Here is a 24,712-nt window from a genome sequence, read left to right as displayed (position 1 = left end):
GAACAGCATTTGAATCTTGAAGGTCTGGATCCGGCCTCCTATCGCGAAGCGATGAGCCATTATGCCGGCCATGTGCAGGTGGTGACATCCAAGCATCAGGGCGTGCGGCGCGGCGTAACGATCACCGCCGCCTGCTCCGTCTCCGACAATCCGCCGACCGTGCTCGTCTGCCTGAACAACGGCAATCCCAGCAATGACGTGCTGTTCGAAAGTGGCTTTTTCGCGCTGAATTCCCTTGCCGCTCACCACGAGACGCTCGCCGGTGCCTTTGCCGGCTTTGGCAAGCTGTCCTCGGAAGAGCGTTTTGCGCTCGGCAGCTGGCGGAGCCTCCAGACCGGGGCGCCCGTGCTCGAAGATGCGCTTGCAGCCTTCGACTGCCGTGTGGTGGATCGCAAGGTGACGGCGACGCACACCGTGCTCTTCGGCGAGGTGCTGGCCATCCAGATCGGTCCGAAACAGCCGGCGCTCATCTATCTGGACCGGGGCTTTCGCACGCTGTAAGCTTTTCCCACAAGAGGAGGAGACATGGCAGAAAGCTCGGAATCGGGACTGCCGCAGACGATCGATGCTGTCATCGATCTGCTTGCGGAGGAGGATTATCTGGCCGGTCGGCCACTCGCCACGGTGCTGTTTCTTGCACTCCGGATGAAGCGGCCGCTGTTTCTCGAAGGCGAGGCCGGCGTCGGCAAGACCGAGGTCGCCAAGGTGCTGGCCAAGGCGCTTGATCGACCGCTCATTCGCCTGCAATGCTACGAGGGCCTCGACGTCGCTTCTGCGGTCTATGAGTGGAACTATCCGGCGCAGATGCTCGAAATCCGAATGGCGGAAGCGAGCGGGCTCTCCGATCGCTCGCGGCTCGAGAGCGACATCTTTTCCGAACGCTACCTGATCCGCCGCCCAGTCCTGCAGGCGCTGGACGCTGAAGGCGGTCGCGCTCCAGTCTTCCTGATCGACGAGCTTGACCGCACCGACGAGGCTTTCGAGGCCTTCCTGCTCGAAGTGCTCTCGGATTTCCAGGTCACCATTCCCGAATTCGGGACGGTCAAGGCGGCGGAGCCACCGATCGTCATCGTTACCTCCAACCGGACGCGCGAGGTGCACGACGCCCTGAAGCGGCGCTGTCTTTATCACTGGGTCGACTACCCGGCCGCTGCCGAGGAACTGGCGATTATCAGGCGCAAGGTGCCGGGCTGCAATGAGCAGCTCTCACGCCAGATCGTCGCCTATGTGCAGAAGCTGCGCACCATCGATCTCTTCAAGAATCCCGGTATTGCCGAGACCATCGACTGGGCAACGGCGCTCACCGAGTTAGACAGGCTGGCACTCGACCCGGAGACAATCGCCGATACGCTCGGTACGCTGTTGAAATATCAGGAAGACATTGCCCGCATTCAGGGCAGCGAAGGCGAAAAGCTTCTGTCCGAGGTGAAGGCAGACCTGCTCGCGGCGGCGGTGTGAAAATGGAAGTCGGGACGGCTCCAGACGGCATCGTCGTCCCGCCCCCTCGCGCGGGTGACGGCAAGCTCGCCGACAACATCGTGCATTTCGCCCGCGTGCTTCGCAAGGCAGGCCTGAAGCCCGGGCCGGGCGCCGTGATCGACGCCATCGCGGCGGTCGATGCGATCGGCATCGGCTCGCGCATCGAGTTTCATGCCGCTCTCTCGGCGATCTTCGTCAAACGCCACGAGGACCAGCCGGTGTTCGACGAGGCTTTTTCCATCTTCTGGCGCTCGCGCGATCTGATCGGCAAGATGATTGCGCTGATGTCGCCGGTGGCGGCGATCGGCGAGCGACAGAAGCCGAAGGCCGGCGGCGCGCGGGTGAGCGATGCTCTGTTTGCCGAGAAGGGTCGGCAACCGCCGCCGCGTGATGAGCCGGACGTGGAGATCGATGCGCGGCTCACCGTCTCAGGCCAGGAAGTCTTTCGCCGTCTCGACTTCGGCCAGATGACGGGAACCGAACTTGCCGAGGCCCGACGGGCGATCGAACGGCTTGTGATGCCAGACGATGCGGTCCGGACCCGTCGCTTTCGGCCCTCCACTCAAGGGCGGATGTTCGATGCGCGCGCCACGATGCGTCAGTCGCTGCGGTCTGGCGGTGACCTGATGCTGCCGCGCTTTCGCAGCTACCGCGAACAGCCGCCGCCACTCGTGGTGCTCGCCGACATCTCCGGCTCCATGAGCCAGTACACCCGCATCTTTCTGCATTTCCTGCATGTGCTCACCGAAAAACGTCGGCGTGTGCACACTTTCCTGTTCGGCACGCGGCTCACCAATGTCACCCGGCAGTTGCGCCACCGCGATCCGGATCAGGCGATTGCCCAATGCAGCGAAGCCGTGGCCGACTGGTCTGGCGGCACGCGCATCGGCGAGACCCTTCGCCAGTTCAACCGCCAATGGGGGCGTCGGGTGCTGGGGCAGGGCGCGATCGTGCTTTTGATCACTGATGGGCTGGAGCGCGACGACGTCGAGTTGCTGGCGACCGAGACGGACCGGCTGCACCGGTCCTGTCGGCGGCTGGTCTGGCTGAACCCGCTCTTGCGCTTTGCCGGCTTCGAGGCGCGAGCGCGCGGCGTGCGGGCGATGCTGCCGCATGTTGACGAATTGCGATCGGTGCACAATCTGAATGCGCTGAGCGATCTCGTGAAATCGCTGTCGGCGCCCTTGGACCGCGATTGCGATCCGCGTCGTCTGATGGAAGCCGGGCGTCTCGCCACCACAGGAAGGATGAAACCATGAGCCAGGAGACAGCCATGCGCGACCCGCTGGTGCTGGCGGAGGGCTGGCAGGCGGAGGGGCGCAGCGTCGCCATTGCTACCGTCGTCGAGACCTGGGGTTCGGCGCCGCGCCCTGTCGGAAGCCACCTGGTCATCGATGCGGACGGCAATTTCGAAGGGTCGGTGTCGGGTGGCTGCGTAGAGGGGTCGGTTATTACCGAAGCGCTTGAGGTGCTGGAGAACGGGGTTCCCCGCATGCTGGAATTCGGGGTGGCGGATGAGACCGCCTGGCGTGTGGGCTTGTCCTGCGGCGGGCGCATCCGGGTCTATGTCGAAAGGCTCGGGTGATGGAAATCGCACTGCTCAAGGCGCTGAATGCGGCGCGGCAGGCCCGACGGGCCGCAGTCGTCATCACCGATCTTGGCGGCGGTCCGAGCCGTCTGGTGGTCGAGGGCGGTCCGGTGGAGGGACCCTTGTCGGAGGAGATTGCTCAGCGCTTGCGGTCCGGCAAGTCGGGCCTCGTGACAGTCGATGAGCGTTCGTGGTTTCTCAATGCGCATCTACCGCCGCCGCGTATCGTGGTGATCGGTGCGGTGCATATCAGCCAGGCGCTCGCGCCGATGGCGGCATTGGCCGGGTATTCCGTGCAAGTCATCGATCCGCGCACCGCCTTTGCCACGCCGGAGCGGTTCGCAAATGTCGATCTCGTGGCCGAATGGCCCCAGGATGCTCTGGCCGAGCAGCCGCTCGACCGGTTCACGGCGCTCGTTGCCGTCACCCATGATCCTAAGATCGACGATCCCGGCATCATCGCGGCGCTCAAGGCAGGCTGCTTCTACATAGGGGCGCTTGGCAGCCGCAAGACCCATGCGAAACGCCTGGAGCGCCTTGCGGTTGAAGGTTTCGACCCCGCAGAGACCGACCGCATCTCTGCGCCCATCGGCCTCGATATCGGCGCCGCAACGCCAGCCGAGATCGCCGTCGCGACGCTTGCAGACATCATCCAGGCGCTGCGCCGTCGCCCGCTTAGCGATCATCTGGAGCCTACCGCATGAGCTTCGGGCCGCTGCCGCTCGACGAAGCGCTGGGGGCCATTCTTGCCCATTCCATCCCGCTCGCTTCCGGAAAACTCGCCAAGGGACGCCGGCTGAGTGCCGGCGATCTGGAGCGATTGCGCGACGAAGGGGTGGAGCGGGTGATCGTGCGCAGACTGGAGGAAGGCGATCGCACAGAGGACGAGGCAGCGGCCCTCCTGGCTGCGGCGATCAAGGGGACGGGGCTGGAACAGGGGCCGGCCGCGACAGGCCGCGTCAACTTCTATGCCGCCGCCAACGGTTTGTTCGTCGCGGACAAGGCTGCGGTCGATCGGTTCAACCGGGTCGACCCCGCCATCACACTCGCCTGTCTCGCCGATCGCAGTGACGTGCGGACCGGCGATCTTGTGGCGACGATCAAGATCATTCCTCTTGCAGTTTCCGCTGCCAGTCTGGAAGCGGCAATCAAAGCGCTTCAAACGGGCGAAGCGTTTTCTGTCAGTCCCTATCGACCGCACGCCGTGCATCTTTTGGCAACGGAGCTGCCATCGCTCAAGCGCTCGGTGATGGACAAGACGGTGCGGGTGCTGGACGCACGGCTGGAGCGCTCGGGAAGCCTGCTCGTCGATGAGCGTCGCGTGCGCCATGAGGCTGCGGCTGTTGCGGAAGCGCTGAGGGCCGCTCTCGCCGAGAAGGCCGGCGCTACGCACGGCCTACCGCCGCTCCTCGTCATCTTTGGCGCATCCGCCGTCTGCGATCCCGAGGACGTCATCCCTCAGGCGATCCGGCTCGCGGGCGGCATTGTGGAGCGGGTCGGCCTTCCCGTTGACCCCGGCAATCTGCTGGTGCTCGGCCATATCGGCGAGGTGCCTGTCATCGGGGCGCCGGGCTGCGCACGATCGCCCAAGGACAATGGTTTCGACTGGGTGCTGAACGGTATCTTGGCCGGCCTGCCGCCGTCCTCTGACGACATGGCAGGTTGGGGTGTGGGAGGCCTGTTGATGGAAATCCCGAGCCGGCCGCTGCCGCGCCTCGCTGCCGCCGCCGCTGGAGCCGAGACGAAACGCCCTGATCTCGGTATCGTTGTGCTGGCAGCGGGCCGTGCCAGCCGGATGGGCGAGGGTGGCCCGCACAAGCTTCTGGCGACCTTCGAAGGCGAGGCGCTGGTGCGGCGGGTGGTGCGCCAGGCGGTTGAGGCTGATTGCGGTCCGGTTTTCGTCGTCACCGGTCACAGGGCCGAGGAGATTGCTCGATCCTTGGAAGGTCTTGGCGTCGAACGCGTCGACAATCCGGCTTACCAAACCGGGATGGCGAGCTCCTTGCGCGCCGGGCTTCTGGCGGCCGAGGCTTCAGGCTTGCCGGCGATCATGGTGCTGCTCGCAGACATGCCCGGTGTTGCGACCGCTGACATCCGGCATCTCGCGGAGACCTTGCGCAACACGGAACCGCCGGCCATCATCCGTGCGGTCGCTGACGGGCAACGCGGCAATCCTGTGATCCTGCCCGCGCATACCTTCGAAGCTCTGAAGGCGTTGGAAGGGGATATTGGCGCGCGTGCGGTGATCGAGAGTGCTGGCATTCCCGTGATCGATGTCGAGATCGGGGCCGCCGCCCGGCTTGATGTCGATACTCCGGAAGCCGTTATCGCCGCCGGTGGCACTTTGAGGGACTGACAATGGACAATGCAGCGATCGAAGAAATGTTCGAAGCGGTCGGGCCGGTCAGTATCCGGCGCATGTTCGGCGGCAAGGGCATCTATCACCACGGCATCATCTTCGCGCTCGAACTCTATGACGAGATCATGCTGAAGGGAGACGGCGAAAGTGCGCCGCTCCTGGAGGCTGCCGGCGCAAAGCGCTGGGTCTATGAGGGCAAAGGCGGCAAGCCCGTTGCCATGCCCTATTGGACCGTGCCGGATGAAGCCTATGACGATCCTGAGCTTATGGCGAAATGGGCGCGGCTTGCGTTCGAAGCAGCCGTCCGGATCACCAGCGCTGATCAGCGCAAATAGGGAAGAACGGCGCGGGTGAAGACCGACAGAGGCTGGGGCAGATCGTCGAGAGCGAAGAAGCCGATCTCCGACAGTTTGTCCGGTTCGGTCAGCTGCGGTTCGCCCTTGGTTTCGGTGGCCTTATAGAGCAGTGACACCCAGTGCTGGCCATCGGCCGGAATAATCTGCTCAGTTACACCGACATAGGTGATCGGGCCGATCGTCAGGCCCGTCTCTTCTTCGGCTTCACGTTTCGCCGCATCTGCGGTCGGTTCCATATGGTCGACCTTGCCACCGACGATGTTCCAGTGGCCGACTTCCGGGGCTTTCATGCGCCTGCACAAAAGCAACTTGCCATCCCGAAGGATGGCAAGACCGACGCCGAGGCCGGGAAAATCGATGCCGGGTGCGCCCATGACCACTCAGGCCTTGGCAGCGGCCACGACAAGCATGAAAGCGGGGATGTCGTCGCCGAAGCCGACGGGGGTCGGACCGTCGTCGTGGTCATGATAGCGGTTGCGGCGACGGTCGCGATTGTCGTCGTTCGCCGGTGCCTGGCTGCTGCGGTTGTTGCGCGGATTGTTGCCCTGGCGCTTGTCGCCCCGACGATCGTCTGCGCGGCGGTCGTTTGCCACCGGCTCTGCCTTCATCGGTTCTGCCACTTTTACCGCCTCAACCTTCACTGCTGCTTCCACAACTTCTTCCTCTACCGGTTTGGTATACTCGCTGCGCGTATCCGATTTGTGACCGCCGCGCCGCTCGCGACCCTTGTCGCGGCCACGTTTTCCACGGCTTTCGTCATGGCTCTCGGCCGGGGTCGGAAGCGCGGAGATGTCGCCGTCGTGCCATTCGATCTTCTGACCGATCAGCTTTTCGATGGCGTCGAGGAATTTGGTGTCGCTGCGCGTCACCAGAGTGAAGGCTGCGCCCGAACGGCCGGCACGACCTGTGCGGCCGATGCGGTGGACATAGTCTTCCGCATGGATGGGGACGTCGAAATTGAAGACGTGGCTGACATCAGGGATGTCGAGGCCGCGGGCGGCAACGTCGGAGGCGACCAGAAGCGTGATCTGGTTGTCCTTAAAGCCGGCCAGCATATTCGTGCGCGATCGCTGGTCCATATCGCCATGCAGTGCACCGACGGAGAAGCCGTGGCGTTCCAGCGAACGGAACAGGTCGGCGACATCCTTCTTGCGGTTGCAGAAGATGATGCCGTTTTTCAGTTCGCTCTGGGTGCCGATCAGCTCGCGCAGCTTGGCGCGCTTCTCGTAATCCTTGTTGTGGCAGGCAACGAGACGCTGCGTCACGGTGAGTGCTGTCGACGAGGGCTTTGCCACTTCGACGCGTTCCGGGTTCTGCAGGAAGCGGTCGGCCAGTTTCTGAATTTCCGGCGGCATGGTGGCCGAGAAGAACAGGGTCTGGCGGGTGAACGGGATCATCTTGGCGATGCGTTCGATATCCGGGATGAAGCCCATGTCGAGCATGCGGTCGGCTTCGTCGATAACCAGAATTTCGACGCCGGTCATCAGCAGTTTGCCGCGCTCGCAATGGTCGAGAAGACGGCCGGGGGTGCAGATCAAAACATCTGCGCCACGCTCCAGCTTGCGGTTCTGCTCTTCGAAAGAGACGCCGCCGATCAAAAGAGCAACGTTCAGCTTGTGGTTCTTGCCGTATTTCTCGAAGTTCTCGGCGACCTGAGCAGCCAATTCGCGGGTCGGCTCGAGGATCAGCGTGCGCGGCATGCGGGCACGCGCACGGCCATTTTCGAGCAAGGTCAGCATGGGTAGAACGAAGGACGCAGTCTTGCCGGTGCCCGTCTGTGCGATGCCGCAGATGTCCCGCCGCTGCAGGGCTGGCGGGATGGCGCCTGCCTGGATCGGGGTGGGGATCGTGTAGCCGGCGTCGGTGACGGCTGAAAGGACTTTCTGGCTCAGGCCAAGGTCAGCAAAAGTTGTCAAAGGGAAGTAGTTTCCGTTCCTGTTCTCGCGAACATCCATGAGTCGCCCTTGATGCGGGCTCGAATGGTTGCGGCGAATAGTGGGAAACGGCCTGAAAGTCAAGGAAACAGGCGGATTTAACCCTACAAAGGCTTAAAGCGCATGTTTAATTCGTCCGTGTCGTCCAGAGGATCTGGATGCCGGCAAGGCCGATGGCGGTTCCGGCAATCCGGTTCACCCGTTGAACCACGGCCAGAATGCGCATCAAGGATCGGGCGCGCCCGGCAATCCAGACATGACCGCCGACCACCACGATCTCGACCAGCACGATCACTGAGGCCAGTGCCATATAGTCGTGTGCGCCAAAAGTGGCGCCGACGAACCCGGGCAGAAGTGCCAGATAAAACAAAGGCATCTTCGGATTGCCGAGATTGAGCGCAATCGCCGTGAGGAAGGTGGTCGACAGACCCCGGCGGTCGGCCTCACGGGTCGTTTCCGGGATCACCGGCGTCTCGGTCCACAGCCGATAGGCGACATAGATCAGGTAGGCCGCACCCGCGTAACGCAGGATCACCATGAACAGTCGCATCTCCTGGGCGATCAGCGACAGGCCAAAGGCGGCGAGTGCGAGATAGATCAGAATGCCGGCCAACGTCCCTGCGCCATAGGCGAGCCCAAAGGCCGGGCCATGGGACAGCGTCCGGGCGACGATGGTCATGTTATCTGGGCCGGGACTTGCTGCGAAAAGGAAGAATGCGAGGGCAAAAGCCAGAAGCGACGCTGCATCCATGAGATCGTTTCCTGTTCACCATCAAGTTGAACGGAAAACAGATTCCCGTCAATTGATCAGCGGCGTGAGCTTCATGCCGGCATTGAGGAACTGCATGGGATCGACGGCATCGCCATTGCGACGGATTTCATAATGCAGATGCGGGCCGGTAGAGCGGCCGGTCGAGCCGGAGAGGCCGATGACGTCTCCCGTCGCCACCTCGTCGCCCACCTTGACCAGTACGCGCGACATGTGGCCGTAACGCGTCGAGATGCCGAGGCCATGGTCGATCTCGACCATGTTGCCGTAGCCGCCGGACTGACCGGCGGCTACGACCTTGCCTGCGCCGGTCGTGCGGATTTCAGTGCCGGTCGGAGTGCGAAAATCGATGCCGGCATGCATGGCAAGGCCACCGAAGAAGGGATCCGGCCGGTTGCCGAAGCGGCTGGTGATGTCACGGCCGGGTGCCGGATTGGCGAAGGGCAGGCGGCGCGCGGTATCACGCACCGATTCGAGCCGGGTCAGCGCCGCATCCAGTTCGTTCAGCGAGGTGTTAAAATCCTGCTCGGAACGGGGTGCGAGATAAGGGCCGCCCACGGCGTCCTGTGTTTCGAGCGCCGCCTGTTCTTCGACGGGCACGCCCTGGCGTTTCAGGATGCCGGCGATCTTGTCGGCGGTTGCGGAAGCGCCGCTTGCGAGTTCGTCGATCCGCTGGAGCTGCTCCGCCTCGATTTCCTTCAGGGACAAGGTCATATGGGAGAACAGCCGGTCGGCGCGGTCGGCGACGTTCTCCTGTGTCATAGGCACATAGCCGAGCGCGAGATTCGATGCTGTCTCCTGCTTGGCCGTCGGACCAAGCAGGGCTGCAAAGGCCGGAGCGGATTTGTTTGCCAGCGAGGCTTCGTCGCCGTCCGTCTTCGGCCTGTCTGTCGGGACGGGACCGTCGCCGGGGAGGTCCGTGTCAGTGCTGGCGCCCTGCAGGAGTGCGTCGATCTTGCCGTGACGAGAGGTGAGCGCCATCTGCTGTTCGAGCAGCTTTGCGACCTTGTCTTCGACAACCTGCTGGTCGAGCAATTGCCTGGATGTCACGCGATCGACCTGGGCGCGGAGTGCTGCGATCCGGTCTTCATATTCATGCTGCATGCGCGCCTGGCGCGCCATGGTGGCGCCAATCAGGTTGTCGCGCAAAACGAGATAGGTGGTGGCGCCGAGATAGCCGATGGCGAGGATGCCGAGAAAGCAGACGGTGAGCAGCGTCATCCAGGGGCGGATGGTCATGTGTCTGATACGGTCGCCGCTCGCCAGGATGACGACATGCGGCTCCTTGCGCCTCCCGAAGACCTGGTTGTTGGTGCCCGCTGCCACGCCTGTTTCCCTTCCCGTCCGTCCGCGCCTTAAGCCCTGGGGCGGCGGCATGATGGCGAGTCGTCTCAGGTCGCCTCGCCGAGGGAATTACGCATTATTAGGGTTAACAAAGCGTTCAGATCACGCGGATGTGGTGCCGCTCACGAGTTGTTTTTCGAAGACAGAACCCGGTAGAACGACGGCGTCAGGCCGGCCTCGGCACGGGCCACATCGTTGAAGGGCGCCTTCAGCTGTCCGCGAAAATTTGCCCGGACCAGATCCTGGAACGTGGCGGCCGGATCCTGTTTTTCGCGAGCGCAAAGAAAGCGGAACCACTTCGCGCCGACGGCAACGTGACCTTTCTCGTCTTCATAAATCACCCGCAAGACCTCCGCGCTTTCGAGGTCGCCGGTCTGGCGCATCTTGTCCTGCAGGGCGGGGGTGACGTCCAATCCGCGGGCTTCGAGAATGAGCGGCACGACGGCCAGACGGGCGGTGAGGTCGTTGCGGGTTGAATGCGCCGCCTGCCACAAGCCGTCATGAGCAGGCATGTCGCCATAGTCGGCGCCGAGATCACGCAGGCGGTCGCGCACCAGTCGGAAGTGCTTGGCCTCTTCGAAGGCGACCTTCATCCAGCCGTCGAAGAAGGAATGCGGCACCGGTTCGCTCGCAAAACGCGCAACGATGTCGAGCGCCAGATCGACCGCATTCAGCTCGATGTGGGCCAGCGCATGAAGAAGGGCAATGCGTCCCGGCAGCGTGTGCAGGGAGCGCTTTTCCACCGCCTTGGGGGGTACCAGTTCAGGCTTTTCTGGCCGACCCGGCCGCTCGGGCAGGGCCGGGTCTAGCGGTGAGCGCAGCGACAGACGACGTTCCTGCCAACGGATGGCCGCAGCTTGCGCCAGTGCCGTCTTCTCGTCGAGGTCGGCGCTCAGGATCGCAAGCGTTGCGGCTCCGCGCAGGGAGTGGAAGGGCGTCCTCGGCTGGTTCACGGCGTCTGGCATTAAAGGGCCTGAGCAGCCTTTAGGACGGCTTCCGCATGGCCGGGCACTTTCACCTTGCGCCAGATCTCGGCGATCTTGCCGGATCCGTCGATCAGAAAGGTCGTGCGTTCGACGCCCATATAGGTCTTGCCGTACATGCTTTTCTCCTTCCAGACGCCATAGGCCTCAAGGGCTGCATGGCTTTCATCCGACGCGAGCATTACGGACAGGCTGTGCTTGGCGGCGAACTTGTCGTGGCTCTTCACCGAGTCGGGCGAGACGCCGACGACGGTCGCGCCGATCGCTGCAAAATCGGCAGAAAGCTTCGTGAAGTCAACGGCTTCGACCGTGCAGCCGCTGGTGTCATCCTTCGGATAAAAGTAGAGAACAAGCGGCTTGCCGGAGAATTGCTCAAGCGAAACGGTGGCGCCACCATTGGCGGGCAGAGAGAAATCGGGGGCTTTGTCCCCGGCAGTCAATTCCGTCATGGGATAACCTTTCTTTTGCCTGTTTTGTGGGTGATTGTCGGCGCACTCGATATATAGTCCGCTTGGAAGTCGTCCAGAGCGACTTGATAGCGGCATCGATCGACGGAGACAATCACCAGGACATGTCGGAGATCCGGGGCGAAAAGCTACGGTTTCGCAAGCGGGACATTGTGCCGCTGCATGCCCTCCCGTCCGCGCAGGTCGAGGATCCCCTTATCGTGCACACGCCACCGCCGCGGCGGTCCGTGATGCGGCGAATTTTTCGTATCCTTGGTGGCCTCTCGGCTCTGTGGCTCGTCGTATTGATGGGCGTCTATGCCGTTGTCGAAAGCGGTGCTCTCGATCAGGCGTTGGCGCGCCGCGCGCAATCGGTGCTGGACGAGGCGGTTGCTCCGCAGTTTCGCGCGGTGGTTGGATCCACGGAAGTGCGCTTTTCCGGCGATATGGAACTGACCGTCGAGGCCCATGACGTCAGGCTCACCCAGGCCGAACTCGGCCAGCAGGTGGCGGTGACGCAATCGGTCAAATTCATCGTCGAGCCGCTGGCCTTACTCGGCGGGCGCTTTTCGGTGCGCGAAGTCGTCAGTGAAGGCATCAGCCTCGATGCGCGCCTGTTGCCGAAGCGTGAGCCGCTCGACCTGAACACCGTGCGGATCGATGCGACACCGGACGTTCTGGAAGGCGCATTCGAGCAGCTCGACCGTATCCAGTCCTTCTTTGCGCGTGGAGGCCTGGACCGGTTGCGGATCGGTGGGCTTGAAGTGGCCGCGACCACCGCCAGCGGACGTCCGCTGACGCTCGCCGTCGACGATATCGCCATGGAGCGCGGAGCAGACGATTCGCTGTCGATCTTTGGTGCCATCTCAGTCAACGGGCAGCAGACGGAACTTACCGCGCTGACCACGAATGTCGGGGGACAGGCGCAATCGCTGACGATGCGGATTGCCGATTTTAGGCTTACCCCGTTCATGCTTCGCCGGTCGAAGAACGGCGACGCGCGGCAGGGGATCGATGGTTCTGCGGAACTGCTACTCTCGGCGAAACGCGGTGGCGCTGCCGAAGCCCCGGCCTTGAACCTTGCTGTCAATATGCAGGGCGGGACTTTCTACTCGGATGGTCAGCCGCAGGAGATCACCAAGGCGAACCTCAACTTCGGCTACGACTTTACCAAGCATACGATCGAGATCGCCAATTCGCTTGCACAGCTGGACCGGACGATCCTGCCGATCTCCGGCGGCCTGATCGATCTCGACCGTCTGCCCGAAGGTCCGGAATTCGGCAAGGGCTTTGGCATCGACCTTCTGGTTTCCAATGGACGGGCGGATGTGCCCGATGCCGGCGAGACGCCGTTTCCGTTTTCTCTCAGGGGCTATGGCCGTTTTCTCGTCAACGAGAAGCTGCTGCAGCTCGACGCTGTTGATGCGACCACACCGAACGGCAATCTGGCTGGCAAGCTTCAGATTCGGTTCGGCGGCACCGGCCCAGAGATCCGTTTCAACGCCGCCGTCAAGAACCTGAAGACGACGGCTCTCAAACAGCTCTGGCCTTACTGGATCGCCTCCAAGCCGCGCCATTGGGTGCTGGAAAACATCTATGGCGGCGTCATCCCAAGCGGCACGATCGACGTGTTTATCCCGCAGAACCGTCTGTCGATCGAGCCGCAGTCCGTGCGCCTTAATGAAGACGAGTTGCGCATTGGTCTGGATGTCGACGATGCGCGGATGAATCTGACCGGCACGATCCCGCCGCTCCGTGACGTCTATGGGCGCATCGACATGGTCGGCGAGCGGGTAGAGGTGAAGATCAGATCAGCCGGGTCCTATTTCCCCTCCGGTCGCGTGGTAAAGTTGGATGGCGGCACGCTCGTGCTGGCGAAAGCCTATGACAAGCCGCTGATGGCGGATCTGAGCGTTGATGTAAGCGGCACTGCGGATGCCGTGGCCGAACTGGTGTCTTTCAAACCGATCGAGGCGTTGCAGAGGACCGAGTTCACACCCGCCGATCTCGCCGGTCAGGTGAAGGGGCATGTCGAAGCGAGGTTCGGACTTGTCGCCGATCAAAAGCCGCCACCGCCGGCCTGGAAGGCAGAGGTCGATCTCGATCAGGTCGACGTGAAAAAACCCTTTGACGGGCGAAGTGTGACGGATGTGACCGGGAAATTGCTGGTCGACCCCCAGGCGGCGCGGCTGGAAGCGACAGCCAAGGTCGAGGACGTCGCGATGGAGATCAGGGCGACCGAGCCGGTGCGGTCGGGACCGGATGCCGTCGCACGCGAGCGCGTAATCAGCGCGAAACTGGACAATGCCGCGCGCAACAAGCTGGTGCCGGGCCTTGGCACCATCCTTGATGGCCCTGTTTCTGTCGAGCTGACCTGGCTTGGCGACAAGAAGCAGGGGGTGTCGGTTGATCTCCGTGCTGCGACGCTGACCGTGCCCTGGGTCGGGTGGAGCAAAGGGCAGGGTATCGGGGCGACGGCAAAGTTTGACCTGATCAGCGGCGAGAACAATCAGTCGACGATCGAGAATTTCGTCCTTGCCGGCGATGGCTTCGGTGCCGCAGGCGAGCTCTCGATCAACCGGGACGGCCTGCAGGCCGCAAACTTTTCAAAAGTTCGTCTGGCGCCCGATGACAATATTGCGCTCACCATTCGCAACACCAAGGGCGTCTATTCCGTCAAGGCGAACGGCAGCGCCTTCGATGCCCGCTCGCTGATCTCGATCCTGAAGCAGCCTGAGGCTCAGGAGGATGGGGGCAGTGCTGCGGGCGGTGGTGGTTCTGGCCCCGCTGTGCGGATCGATGGACAGCTCGACCGTGTCGTCGGCTTCGGCAATGAGGCGCTGTCAGGCGTATCGGTCGTTTATTCCGGCAGCAAGGGCCGTGTGAATGCGGTCGACTTTTCCGGGGTCACCGGGAGCGGCCAGGCGGTCGTTGCCAAGCTGCGCTCCCCGGAGGGGCAGCGGGAGCTCGCCTTTACCAGCAGCGACCTTGGCGCCGTCGTCCGCTTCCTTGATGTCTACAACCGTCTCAGCGGCGGGCTTGCCAATCTGAGACTGACCGAGATTCGCCCCGGTTCCTGGAGCGGCAATCTCGATGTGCGCAATGTCCAAGTCAACAATGAAGAACGTCTGCAGTCGATCGTCTCGACGCCGGCAGGGGCCGATGGACGCAGCCTCAACAGCGCCGTCCGACGCGACATCGATGTCAGCTCGGCCCGCTTCCAGCGGGCCTTTGCCCGCATCTCAGTGGTGGATGGTTCCTTGAGCGTCGAGAACGGCATCGTACGCGGCGAGCAGATCGGGGCCACGTTCCAGGGGATCGTGCGCGACCGGGCAGGGCAGATCGACCTCACCGGCACGTTCATGCCGGCCTATGGTCTTAACCGCCTGTTCGGCGAATTGCCTGTCATCGGCGCCATTCTCGGCAATGGTCGCGACCGCGGCCTGCTCGGCATCACCTTCAAGCTGACTGGTGCCAGCGCCAAGCCCAATCTGGTGATCAATCCGCTGTCGATCATCGCACCCGGCGTTTTCCGTCAGATCTTCGAATTCCGCTGATTTGGTGCTTCTTCAGTCGCGTTCAAGCATGATGACCGGCAGGCCCACCTGTCTCGCCGCGATCAGTTTTGCATATCCGGCCGGTCCACCCGAATTGCGGCAGACGAGATGGGTCACACCATGGGCGGTGAACAGGTCCGCCTCGCGCGCGGCATCGCTTGCAGGCTTCCCCAGCACCAGCGTGTAGTCGTGGATCGGAAGCGCCGCCTCCGGGGCGTCTACCATGCGGATGATGAAACGGCAGTCGCCTCTGGTCCCGAACGCCTCAAGATATTGCCGACCGAGAGCGAGGAAGGCCGTGGCGCCTGCAGGCAGTGCGGCTGCTGCCGCCTGAAGCGAGTCGACCGTCCGCCATCGGTCGCCCGGTTGCTTCTGCCAGCGCGGCCGCAGCCTCAGCTCGAGCGGTACCCCTGTCGCAGCAGACGCCTTGATAGCGTTCTCGCTGATGCGCCGGGCAAAGGGATGAGTGGCGTCGATGACGCGGTCATAGCCGTGTTCGCGGATGTGGGCAGCAAGGCCATCGGCCCCACCGAAGCCGCCGATGCGGACCTCGCCGCGCGGCAGGATCGGGTCCACCGTGCGCCCGGCCAGCGACGTGGTGACTGCATGCCCCTCGTCCACCAGCCGGCTGGCAAGTTCGCGAGCTTCGGCGGTGCCGCCGAGGATGAGGATCTTCTGCGGTATGGCGCTCGAAGTCGACGGTGGCGGATCGCTCGGAAGCTTATCTGGCATGGGCGATGATATTTCCGCTGCGGTCGATGACAATGACGTCCACGCTTACCGGCGCATCACGCAGAACGGACACGGCGGTGCGACGCGCGGCTTCAGCGATGTCTGATGCAATGTCGAGCCCAAGTTCCCCCATGATTCCAGAGACCTCCAGGGCGGTATTGGCATTTTGAATCCGCTCGCGGTCAATTTGAGTCAGGTTCTCAGCACAAGGCAATGATAGAAAATGAAGATTGTCGATCTGGCTGCGGCCGGAATGCAGGTCGAGGGCGCCCTGGGCGAGCTTCGCTATCTTGGCGAAACCACCGGCGATCGTGAGGCGCGGGACGGGGTGGGCTCGCAGATATTTGAGAAGGCCGCCCGCGAAATCGCCCATGTCGAGGAGCGCGCCGTCCGGCAGGCCGTGGAAGGTCTGTGCTGCCTTTTCCGAGGTCGATCCGGTGGCGCCCAGAACATGGGTCAACCCCTCCGCGCGGGCGACATCGATGCCGCGATGGATGGAATGGATCCAGGCCGCGCAGGAAAATGGGTGCACGACACCCGTGGTGCCAAGAATTGAGATGCCGCCCAGAATGCCGAGGCGCGGGTTCCAGGTTTCCTTCGCCAGACCTTCGCCGCCCGGGACCGAGATGGTGATCTCGACATCGAGGGTAACGCCATGTGCCTTCGCCAAGGTTTCAATCTCAGCCGTCATCATGGCGCGGGGCACCGGATTGATCGCGGCTTCTCCCACCGGGATCGGAAGTCCGGCTTTGGTCACCGTGCCAACGCCGTCGCCCGCCACAAAGCGGATGCCGTTTCCGGGAGCGAGCCGCCGGACCGTCGAGATTACGGTCGCACCATGGGTCACATCCGGATCATCGCCTGCATCCTTGACGATGCCTGCAAAGGCAGCGCCGCCGTCGACGCCTTCGCAAGCGAGCGCAAAGGCGGGCGTTTCGCCGCGGGGCAAGGTGATGGTCACGGGGTCGGGACAATCGCCGGTCAGCAACGCGGTGAAGGCCGCCTTGGTCGCAGCGGTCGCACAGGCTCCGGTGGTCCAGCCGCTGCGCAGCCCGCCGCCTTCGGGCTTTTCTACCCGCTCGCTTTCTGCGCCCCGTTGCTGATCATCCGCTTTGCTCATCGTTTGCTTATAGGCGAGCCGCGCCTGCTGAGGAAGGCTCGCGCGGACGCGAAGTGGCGGAAAGCCGGCATGGCGCAATTGCAATTTCAAGGCCCGGAGCCTAGACCATGGCTATGAGTGACACGACGCGTCTTGCCCTGCCCATGCACCTGCCGGCGATCGAGCCCGGCCATGTCTGGCTTGCGGGCGCTGGTCCAGGCGATCCCGGGCTTTTGACCTTGCTTGCGGCGAAAGGGCTGGCCGAGGCGGACGTGATCGTGCATGACGCCCTCGTCAATGAAGAATGCCTGAAGCTCGCGCGCACCGGGGCGATCCTCGAATATGCCGGCAAGCGCGGCGGCAAGCCGTCTGCCAAGCAGCGAGATATTTCGCTGCGGCTCGTCGAACTGGCCGATGCCGGTCACCGCGTCCTGCGGCTGAAGGGCGGCGATCCCTTTGTCTTCGGTCGTGGCGGCGAGGAAGCTCTGACCCTCATCGAACACGGCGTTCCCTTCCGCATCGTGCCGGGTATCACCGCCGGTATAGGCGGGCTTGCCTATGCCGGCATCCCGGTCACCCACCGCGAGGTCAACCACGCCGTCACATTCCTGACGGGCCATGATTCCTCTGGCGTCGTGCCCGATCGGATCGACTGGGACGCGATTGGTCGCGGGTCACCGGTCATCGTCATGTATATGGCGATGAAGCATATGGGGCAGATTGCAGCCAATCTCATCTCCGCCGGACGTCGTGCCGATGAGCCCGTCGCCTTCGTCTGCAACGCCGCGACCGCCGAGCAGTCGGTGCTTGAAACGACCCTGGGCCGCGCCGAGGCTGACATGATCGCTGCCGGCATCGAGCCGCCGGCGATCGTCGTCATCGGTGAAGTGGTGCGGCTGCGTCCCTCGCTCGACTGGCTGGGTGCGCTTTCGGGCCGCAAACTCTTGCCCGACCCCTTCGCCGTGGATCGGAAAGACACGGCATGAGCGGGCTTGTCATCGCCGCGCCGTCCTCCGGTTCCGGCAAGACGGTGGTGACGCTCGGATTGATGCGGGCGCTGTCGCGGCGCGGGATCAAGGTGGCGCCTGGCAAGGCCGGCCCCGACTATATCGACCCTGCCTTTCATGCCGCGGCCTCGGGGCGCACCTGCTTTAATTTCGACCCCTGGGCCATGCGCCCCGCCGTCTTGGCGGATCAGGCGCACCGGTCGTTTGAGGAGGGCCTTCTCATCATCGAGGCGATGATGGGCCTGTTCGACGGTGCGGCCGATGGCACGGGCAGCGCCGCCGATCTCGCAGCCCTCTTGTCGCTTCCGGTCGTTCTTGTGATCGATTGTGCGCGAATGTCACAATCGGTCGCGGCGATCGCGACCGGATTTGCCCGGTACCGTGCCGATGTGCAGGTGGCGGGCGTCATCCTCAACAAGGTTGGCAGCGCTAGACACGAAGCCATGCTGCGCGCCGCATTGCAGGGCACTGGCCTTGCGGTTGTCGGCGTAGTGCGGTCCAGCCCAGGCCTGCATCTGCCGGAACGGCATCTTGGCCTCGTGCAGGCCGGTGAACATGCGGCGCTCGAAGCTTTCATTGAAGCGGCTGCCGATGCGATTGAAGACGGCTGTGATCTTTCGGCGCTGACGGGGCTGGCGGAGACCGGGTTCGTCTCGCAGCCTTCTCCCGTTCCTGTCGGGATCGCCCCATTCGCCCAACACATCGCGGTTGCACGCGACATTGCCTTTGCCTTTTCCTATCCGCACCTGCTGGACGGCTGGCAACGCCAGGGCGCCGAATTGTCCTTCTTCTCGCCACTCGCCGACGAGGCGCCGTCAAAGGCTGCTGGTGCCGTATATCTGCCTGGCGGTTATCCGGAACTGCATTCCGGCCGGATCGCGGCAGCGCAGACCTTCAAAGCCGGGATGGAAAGTGCCGTCAGCCGAGGTGCGAGCGTCTACGGCGAATGCGGCGGCTACATGGTTCTCGGCGAGGGCCTTGTCGATGCCGCAGGCGAGCCACATCAGATGCTCGGCCTGTTGCCGCTTGTCACCAGCTATGCGACCCGCGCGCGCCATCTCGGCTATCGTCGGTTGAGATCCTTGGCGCAGGATCTGCTGCCCGGTTCTTTTTCTGCCCATGAATTCCATTATTCGACTGTGGTGTCGGAAGGCGCTGCCGAACGTCTCTTTGAGGCGGAGGACGCGATGGGTGAGCCGCTCGGAACGTTCGGCCTGCGGCTGGGCAGAGTATCTGGATCCTATATGCATCTCATCGACCGGATTGGAGATGTCGCATGAGCGCGCCGATCCAGCATGGCGGCGGCCTTGCGGCCGCGGCCGAGCTTTATGGCGGGCGTATCGAGGACTGGCTCGATCTGTCGACCGGCATCAACCCGTGCCCGCCGCCTTTGCCAGAGATTTCGCCCCGCGCCTGGCACCGCCTGCCGGATCAAGAGCGCGAGCAGGCCGCGCGCGACGCTGCGCGTCACTACTATCGCTCCGGCCATCGGCTGCCTCTGCCGGTCCCTGGTACTCAGTCGGTCATCCAGCTTCTGCCGCGCCTCGTGCGGCCGGGCGCCCGCGTTGCCATTCTGTCTCCGACCTATGGCGAATATGCCCGAGCCTTCCAGCAGGCGGGGCTTGCCGTCGACCAGATCGCCGATCTCGATGCCATCACGCGGAACCACGGCCTCGTTGTCGTGGTCAATCCGAACAATCCGGATGCGCGTGCCTTCTCGCCCGAACGGTTGACGCTGCTGGCGGAAGAGGTGGGTCGCAACGGTGGCCTGCTCGTTATCGACGAAGCATTCGGTGATGTACTTCCGCAGCTGAGCATGGCGGGCTCGGCCCACCCCTCGGTCATCATCTTCCGATCCTTCGGCAAGTTCTTCGGCCTCGCCGGGATCCGCCTCGGTTTCGTCATCGCAGACGAGCGGATTACCAGTCAATTCGCCGAATGGCTCGGCCCCTGGGCCGTGTCCGGTCCTGCTCTGGAAATTGCGGCCGACTTGCTCTCTTCCAATGTCGAGCCGATCCGGGGCAAGATCGCAGAGCGCTGTCACGCGCTCCATGCCGTGCTTCGCGATGCCGGGCTCGAAATTCGTGGGGAGGCCGGCCTTTTGACGCTGGTGGAGGATCAAAGGGCAGGGGACCTGCACACCCATCTTTGCCGCCATCACATTCTGACCCGCAAGTTCGACTACCGGGGCGACTGGCTGCGCTTCGGGCTGTCTCCCGATCAAGACGGTGATCGCCGGCTTGCCGAAGCGCTCAAGGTGTGGCGTAACCGCTGAACCATGATCCATCTTGTCCTTCTTTTCTTCGCCCTTGTTCTCGACCGCATCATCGGCGATCCCCCCTGGCTGTGGCGACAGGTGCCGCATCCGGTGGTGATCTTCGGCAAGGGGATCGACGCCTTTGAGCGACGTCTGAATGGAAAGGGATTTACGCCTGAGGGACGGCGGTTGAACGGCGTTTTGACCATCCTTGCGCTTCTCCTGCTCGCGGTGGTAACCGGAGCAATTCTGTCCCAGCTGGCATCAAGGCTCGGCCTGGTCGGGTTGTTGCTGGAAATCGTTGTGGTTGCGGTATTCCTGGCGCAAAAGAGCCTCGGCGATCATGTGCTTGCCGTGGCGGAGGGTCTGAGGTCCGACGGTCTTGCCGGTGGGCGCCGTGCGGTCGCCATGATCGTCGGTCGCGATCCCAATACGCTCGACCAGTCCGGTGTCTGTCGCGCGGCGATCGAGAGCCTTTCGGAGAATTTTGCCGATGGCGTGGTGGCGCCTGTCTTCTGGTATGCGCTTGCTGGCCTGCCGGGGCTGCTCGCCTACAAGATGCTCAACACCGCCGATTCGATGATCGGCCACAAGAACGAGCGTTTTCTCGAGTTCGGCTGGGCCTCGGCGCGGCTGGACGATCTCGCCAACTGGCCGGCTGCCCGGCTGTCGGCGCTGCTGATTGCTGCTGCAGCAGCCATCAGGCTAAAGCCTGCGGCTGGACGTCGGTCAATGTCTGCTGCGCTGCGTGACAGCGGGCTGCACCGCTCTCCGAATTCCGGCTGGCCGGAATCGGCCATGGCAGGTGCTCTCGATCTTCAACTCGCCGGTCCCCGCGTCTATGGCGGCGTGCGTGTCAGCGAGCCCATGATGTATGCCGCCGGCCGACCGGCTGCAACGCTTCCCGACATTCTCACCGGGGTCTGCGTGTTCTACACGGCCTGCAGCCTGCTTGCGGCGCTGACGGCGCTTGTGGCGCTTGTCTCTTACCTCTGACCATCAGGCTGCCGAAACCACGCCTTGACCCTTTTTGGGCATCGCTGCGGCCCATGTTTTCTTTTTCCCGGCGCAACCTACACTGTGGCAGGGCAAAGGGGTGCCCTGCGGGGCTAAACATGCGCACCACGGCAGCGTTGGGGGCATCATTGATTATTGCGGCGTTCTCGCCGGTATCGGCAGACGCCAGTTCGCTCGTCGCCCGCGTCAGTCTTTCGGCGCAGACTATGACGGTGAGCGAGGACGGGGTCGTTCGGTATCGCTGGAAGGTTTCGACGGGAAGGTCGGGCTATTCAACGCCAACCGGCTCTTGGCGAGCCAAATGGGCGTCGCTTCATCATCGTTCGCGCAAGTATGACAACACGCCCATGCCTTATGCCATTTTCTTCAACGGTGGATATGCCGTGCATGCCACGTTCGACGTGAAGCATCTCGGGCATCCGGCGTCCCATGGACGTGTGAGGCTCCATCCCGACAATGCAGCACAGTTCTACCAGCTCGCCCGTCAAAACGGGCTCGGCAACACGCGGATCATGATTTCGCAGTAATTCGAGCCTTCGGTCAGTCGATGCCGGCTGCGTCGCGCAGGCGCTCGAGCTTTGGCACGATCACGTGACGATTGTTCTCGATCACGATGATGCCGTCCTTGCGCAGCTTGGTCATCTGACGGCTCACCGTTTCGATCGTGAGGCCGAGGAAGTCCGCAATATCGGCCCGCGACAACGGCAGGTCGAAGGTCTGTGCATTGCCCCGGTCCGGATCAATGTGGGTGGCGATCAGGTAGAGGAAGTTGGCCACCTTTTCCTGCGCCGTCTTACGGCCCAGCGTCAGCATCCACTCGCGCGCTTCGTCCAGCTCCTTGAGCGACTGGTTGTGCAGCTTGCGCTCCATGTCGGGCACTTCGCCGACCATGCGGTCGACGACATTGCGCGGGAAGGTGCAGATTTCAGTGTCAGTGGCAGCTTCTGCCGTGATCGTGCTTTCACGGAGGAAGGGCCGGCCGAGAAAATCGGGCGCAAACTGCAGGCCGACGATCTGCTGGCGGCCATCGGCCATCATCTTGGACAGCTTGATCACACCTTTGAGGATGTTGCTGTAGCTGCCGACGGTCTCACCCTGGCCGATCACCTCATTGCCTGCTTCGATTCGCCTGCGGATCGAGTGACGGTTCAGTTCCGTCAGCTGTCCGGCCGTCAGGACCGAACACAGCCCGCCGTGACGCGCCTCGCAGGCCCGACAAACGCCCGGTGCTTCGCATTCCGGCACATGCTTGAGATAGGTGTCCATGATCACGTCGCCCTGGGAGGCCGTGCGACATTACTGTGCGTCGAACGACCTGAATGGCCTTTTCGGCCTTTGAGTTCCGTAGAACTTACTTGAGAAATGTAACATCAAATTGATCGAAGTCAAAGGCCGCATTGTCGCACAGCGCTATCTTTGGTCGTAGTCGACATAGCTTCGGGGCCTCGCAGATCATGCCAGATTCACTTCTCAAGAAATATTCCGGAGCCGTTCCGCGCTACACCAGTTATCCCACGGCGCCGCACTTTCATGAAGGTGTGGATTCTGGCGTTTACGCAGATTGGCTGCAGGCGATCACGGGTGAGCAGAAGCTGTCGCTTTACCTGCATATTCCCTATTGCGATCGGCTCTGCTGGTTCTGCGCCTGCCATACCAAGCATACATTGAGATATGAGCCTATCACGATCTATCTGGAATCGTTGAAAAAAGAAATCGCAACCGTCGGAAAGCTGGTCAACCGCGATGCAGTCGTGACTGCCGTGCATTTTGGCGGCGGCTCGCCGACCATGGTGCGACCGGATGATCTCGTCGATCTTATGGGGGCGCTACGTGAGGCCTTCCACTTCTCCGACGAGGTCGAGATCAGCGTCGAGATGGATCCGAACGATCTGGACGAACCGCGCTATAATGCATTGGCTGAGATCGGCATGACCCGCGCCAGCCTCGGCGTTCAGGACTTCCACCCTGACGTGCAGCGCGCGATCAACCGTATCCAGACTTTCGAACATACGAAGTCAGTGGTTGATGCTGTCAGGGCGCGGGGCGTTCATTCGGTCAATTGCGACATCCTGTACGGCCTGCCGCACCAGACGGAGGAAACGCTCGCCGAAACGGTGCGCGACATCCTCTCGCTTTCGCCCGACCGCATCGCGCTCTTTGGCTACGCCCATGTGCCCTGGATGAAGAAGCACCAGACGATGATCAAGGAAGAGGTGCTGCCGGGCATCGAGGCGCGGTTTGCCCAGATGAACCTGGCCGCGCGCATGCTAGTGGAGGCAGGCTACGAGCCTGTTGGTATCGACCATTTCGCTCGTCCCACCGACAGCATGGCGATCGCCCAGCGGGAAGGGCGCCTTCGCCGCAATTTTCAGGGTTACACCGTCGATGCCGCCGATGCTCTGATCGGGCTCGGTGCCTCATCAATCGGGCAATTGCCGCAGGGCTATGTGCAGAACATGCCGGCAACCGGCGAATACCAGCGCATGGCTGATAATGAGGGACTGGCTGCCGTGCGCGGCGTTGCCGTGAGTGACGACGACCGCATGCGGCGCCGGGTGATCGAGGAGATCATGTGCCGCTTCGAGCTCTCCTTCGACGCGCTGCGGGCCGAATTCGGTGCCGATGCGGAGGCGATCGTCGGGGAGGCGCGTAGCTTCGTCGGGTCCAATCAGGACGATATCTGTCGGCTGGAGGGCGATCGCTTCACCATCACCGAGGCTGGCCGACCCTTCGCGCGCACGATTGCGGCCGTCTTCGACAGCTATCTCGCCAACGGCAAAGGCCGCCATTCCATTGCTGTTTAGGCAACACCTCAAGGCCAAATGTCGTGGTCGCGAAAAACGGCCATTGGCATTTCCCCCTGTTTTCCCTATGTGGAACACAGAATTTGAGACATATGAGGTACTGGCGTGACCGCTACATTCGACAAAGTTGCCGACATCATTGCTGACACCAGCGAAATCGATCGCGAGACGATTACGCCGGAAAGCCACACGATTGATGACCTCGGCATCGACAGCCTCGACTTCCTCGACATCGTCTTTGCGATCGACAAGGAATTCGGCATCAAGATCCCGCTCGAGCAGTGGACCCAGGAAGTCAACGAAGGCAAGGTCTCGACCGAGGAATACTTCGTGCTGAAGAACCTCTGTGCCAAGATCGACGAGCTCAAGGCCGCCAAGGGCTGATCCGTCTGCAGAAGGACGGAAATCCCCGTGCTGCTTGAATATTTCCAGATGATTGACAAGGTCGAGAGCGTGGATCTCGGCCTTGGTCGTTTGAAGGCCCAGTCGGTCGTGCCGATGGAAAGCCCCGTCTTCGAGGGCCATTTCCCCGGCATGCCGCTGGTTCCCGGCGTTCTGCTGATCGAGACCATGGCGCAGGCCTCCGGCATGCTGCTGCTCGCGGTCAAGGACTTTTCCGCCATGCCATTCCTGATGTCAGTCGATGGCGCCAAGATGCGCACCTTCGTCGAGCCGGGCGCCGTCCTCGATATCGTGGCGGAGCTGGAGCATGACGGATCGGGCTTTGCCGTCACCAAGGCGCGCATCACCAGTGCCGGCAAGAAGGTCTGCGACGCCCAGCTGAAGCTGCGTACCGTGGCCTTTTCCGAAGTGCCGCTGGCGCCGATCGTGCGCAAACGCGCCGAGGAAGTCGGGTTGATTGCCGCCATGGCCGCCCAGGGCTAAAGGCCTGACGTCTGCGCTTTGGCGCAATCGCCTCTTGACCTTGGGGCCTTATTCGGGAAAACCCGCTTTTTAACGCCGACCCTCCCGTCGGCGAGA

Annotated in this window: 25 protein-coding genes; 16 read left to right on the top strand and 9 right to left on the bottom strand. The window is 62.8% G+C overall.

Features of this window, described 5'->3' with window-relative positions:
• The first annotated feature begins 9 nt into the window (after positions 1-9).
• The 7 genes from ASE36_RS09395 to ASE36_RS09365 are packed head-to-tail and all read left to right on the top strand — an operon-like array spanning position 10 to position 5,761.
• Positions 10-501, top strand: a complete 492-nt coding sequence (locus ASE36_RS09395; RefSeq protein WP_244474714.1) for a flavin reductase — start codon at positions 10-12, stop codon at positions 499-501.
• 24 nt (positions 502-525) lie between these two features.
• A complete protein-coding gene (locus tag ASE36_RS09390; protein ID WP_062278561.1) occupies positions 526-1,458 on the top strand; it encodes an AAA family ATPase in 933 nt (310 codons plus the stop codon).
• 2 nt (positions 1,459-1,460) lie between these two features.
• Positions 1,461-2,738 carry a vWA domain-containing protein gene (locus ASE36_RS09385; RefSeq protein WP_062278559.1) on the top strand — a complete coding sequence of 426 codons (1,278 nt, stop codon included), beginning with the start codon at positions 1,461-1,463 and terminating at the stop codon, positions 2,736-2,738.
• Positions 2,735-3,064 (top strand): XdhC family protein, encoded by a 330-nt coding sequence (locus tag ASE36_RS09380; RefSeq protein WP_062278557.1) that lies wholly within the window; start codon positions 2,735-2,737, stop codon positions 3,062-3,064. The genes ASE36_RS09385 and ASE36_RS09380 overlap by 4 nt, the downstream gene beginning before the upstream one ends.
• Positions 3,064-3,771, top strand: coding sequence for an XdhC family protein (locus ASE36_RS09375; protein WP_062278554.1), 708 nt, complete (start codon positions 3,064-3,066; stop codon positions 3,769-3,771). Before ASE36_RS09380 ends, ASE36_RS09375 begins: the two co-directional genes overlap by 1 nt.
• The gene (locus ASE36_RS09370) at positions 3,768-5,423 is read left to right on the top strand and encodes an NTP transferase domain-containing protein (protein WP_062278552.1); all 1,656 of its coding nucleotides are present in this window, start codon (positions 3,768-3,770) and stop codon (positions 5,421-5,423) included. Before ASE36_RS09375 ends, ASE36_RS09370 begins: the two co-directional genes overlap by 4 nt.
• Before the next feature lie 2 nt (positions 5,424-5,425).
• The gene (locus tag ASE36_RS09365) at positions 5,426-5,761 is read left to right on the top strand and encodes a TfoX/Sxy family protein (RefSeq protein WP_062278549.1); all 336 of its coding nucleotides are present in this window, start codon (positions 5,426-5,428) and stop codon (positions 5,759-5,761) included.
• On the opposite strand, the gene ASE36_RS09360 is transcribed toward ASE36_RS09365, so the two are convergent.
• From ASE36_RS09360 to bcp, 6 genes are all read right to left on the bottom strand, one after another.
• On the bottom strand, positions 5,749-6,156 hold the full coding sequence (locus tag ASE36_RS09360) for an NUDIX domain-containing protein (protein ID WP_062278547.1): 408 nt from the start codon (positions 6,154-6,156) through the stop codon (positions 5,749-5,751). The genes ASE36_RS09365 and ASE36_RS09360 overlap by 13 nt on opposite strands.
• Before the next feature lie 6 nt (positions 6,157-6,162).
• Positions 6,163-7,698: a DEAD/DEAH box helicase gene (locus tag ASE36_RS09355; protein ID WP_062278545.1), complete on the bottom strand. Its 1,536-nt coding sequence runs from the start codon at positions 7,696-7,698 to the stop codon at positions 6,163-6,165.
• A 145-nt stretch (positions 7,699-7,843) separates the two neighbouring features.
• A complete protein-coding gene (locus ASE36_RS09350; protein ID WP_062278543.1) occupies positions 7,844-8,467 on the bottom strand; it encodes a LysE family translocator in 624 nt (207 codons plus the stop codon).
• A 48-nt stretch (positions 8,468-8,515) separates the two neighbouring features.
• Complete coding sequence (locus tag ASE36_RS09345) at positions 8,516-9,862, bottom strand: M23 family metallopeptidase (protein WP_413813652.1); 1,347 nt, start codon at positions 9,860-9,862, stop codon at positions 8,516-8,518.
• Positions 9,863-9,951: 89 nt separating this feature from the next.
• Entirely contained in the window at positions 9,952-10,794 is an 843-nt protein-coding gene (locus ASE36_RS09340; RefSeq protein ID WP_062278538.1) for a ferritin-like domain-containing protein, read from the bottom strand.
• Positions 10,794-11,261, bottom strand: coding sequence for a thioredoxin-dependent thiol peroxidase (gene bcp, locus ASE36_RS09335; RefSeq protein WP_062278536.1), 468 nt, complete (start codon positions 11,259-11,261; stop codon positions 10,794-10,796). The genes ASE36_RS09340 and bcp overlap by 1 nt, the downstream gene beginning before the upstream one ends.
• A gap of 248 nt (positions 11,262-11,509) precedes the next feature.
• Here bcp and ASE36_RS09330 point away from each other — a divergent pair, with 248 nt between their 5' ends.
• Complete coding sequence (locus ASE36_RS09330; RefSeq protein WP_162244211.1) at positions 11,510-14,815, top strand: DUF3971 domain-containing protein; 3,306 nt, start codon at positions 11,510-11,512, stop codon at positions 14,813-14,815.
• 12 nt (positions 14,816-14,827) lie between these two features.
• Here ASE36_RS09330 and ASE36_RS09325 read toward each other — a convergent pair whose 3' ends face one another.
• Positions 14,828-15,547, bottom strand: a complete 720-nt coding sequence (locus tag ASE36_RS09325; RefSeq protein ID WP_062278532.1) for a cobalt-precorrin-6A reductase — start codon at positions 15,545-15,547, stop codon at positions 14,828-14,830.
• The gene (locus tag ASE36_RS09320) at positions 15,537-16,667 is read right to left on the bottom strand and encodes a cobalt-precorrin-5B (C(1))-methyltransferase (RefSeq protein WP_062281179.1); all 1,131 of its coding nucleotides are present in this window, start codon (positions 16,665-16,667) and stop codon (positions 15,537-15,539) included. Before ASE36_RS09320 ends, ASE36_RS09325 begins: the two co-directional genes overlap by 11 nt.
• A 107-nt stretch (positions 16,668-16,774) precedes the next feature.
• Between ASE36_RS09320 and cobA the strand changes: the two genes are divergently transcribed.
• The 5 genes from cobA to ASE36_RS09295 all read left to right on the top strand — a co-directional run bounded on the left by cobA (position 16,775) and on the right by ASE36_RS09295 (position 21,454).
• The gene (gene cobA, locus ASE36_RS09315; RefSeq protein WP_200945169.1) at positions 16,775-17,632 is read left to right on the top strand and encodes a uroporphyrinogen-III C-methyltransferase; all 858 of its coding nucleotides are present in this window, start codon (positions 16,775-16,777) and stop codon (positions 17,630-17,632) included.
• Complete coding sequence (locus ASE36_RS09310; protein ID WP_062278530.1) at positions 17,629-18,933, top strand: cobyrinate a,c-diamide synthase; 1,305 nt, start codon at positions 17,629-17,631, stop codon at positions 18,931-18,933. Before cobA ends, ASE36_RS09310 begins: the two co-directional genes overlap by 4 nt.
• A complete protein-coding gene (gene cobD, locus ASE36_RS09305) occupies positions 18,930-19,928 on the top strand; it encodes a threonine-phosphate decarboxylase CobD (RefSeq protein WP_062278522.1) in 999 nt (332 codons plus the stop codon). Before ASE36_RS09310 ends, cobD begins: the two co-directional genes overlap by 4 nt.
• Before the next feature lie 3 nt (positions 19,929-19,931).
• The gene (gene cbiB / locus ASE36_RS09300; protein WP_062278519.1) at positions 19,932-20,906 is read left to right on the top strand and encodes an adenosylcobinamide-phosphate synthase CbiB; all 975 of its coding nucleotides are present in this window, start codon (positions 19,932-19,934) and stop codon (positions 20,904-20,906) included.
• A 119-nt stretch (positions 20,907-21,025) separates the two neighbouring features.
• Positions 21,026-21,454, top strand: coding sequence for a L,D-transpeptidase (locus tag ASE36_RS09295; RefSeq protein ID WP_062278517.1), 429 nt, complete (start codon positions 21,026-21,028; stop codon positions 21,452-21,454).
• A 13-nt stretch (positions 21,455-21,467) separates the two neighbouring features.
• Here ASE36_RS09295 and ASE36_RS09290 read toward each other — a convergent pair whose 3' ends face one another.
• Positions 21,468-22,193, bottom strand: coding sequence for a Crp/Fnr family transcriptional regulator (locus ASE36_RS09290; RefSeq protein ID WP_062278515.1), 726 nt, complete (start codon positions 22,191-22,193; stop codon positions 21,468-21,470).
• A 188-nt stretch (positions 22,194-22,381) separates the two neighbouring features.
• Here ASE36_RS09290 and hemN point away from each other — a divergent pair, with 188 nt between their 5' ends.
• The 3 genes from hemN to ASE36_RS09275 all read left to right on the top strand — a co-directional run bounded on the left by hemN (position 22,382) and on the right by ASE36_RS09275 (position 24,616).
• Positions 22,382-23,731 (top strand): oxygen-independent coproporphyrinogen III oxidase, encoded by a 1,350-nt coding sequence (gene hemN, locus ASE36_RS09285; RefSeq protein WP_062278512.1) that lies wholly within the window; start codon positions 22,382-22,384, stop codon positions 23,729-23,731.
• 105 nt (positions 23,732-23,836) lie between these two features.
• On the top strand, positions 23,837-24,115 hold the full coding sequence (locus tag ASE36_RS09280) for an acyl carrier protein (RefSeq protein WP_027675812.1): 279 nt from the start codon (positions 23,837-23,839) through the stop codon (positions 24,113-24,115).
• A gap of 27 nt (positions 24,116-24,142) precedes the next feature.
• Positions 24,143-24,616, top strand: a complete 474-nt coding sequence (locus tag ASE36_RS09275; protein WP_062278511.1) for a 3-hydroxyacyl-ACP dehydratase FabZ family protein — start codon at positions 24,143-24,145, stop codon at positions 24,614-24,616.
• Positions 24,617-24,712: the final 96 nt, after the last annotated feature.

Source organism: Rhizobium sp. Root274, assembly GCF_001429245.1.
GTDB lineage: Bacteria > Pseudomonadota > Alphaproteobacteria > Rhizobiales > Rhizobiaceae > Allorhizobium.
Note: the sequence above shows the minus strand (reverse complement) of the source record. Positions and strands in the feature narration are given on the sequence as shown.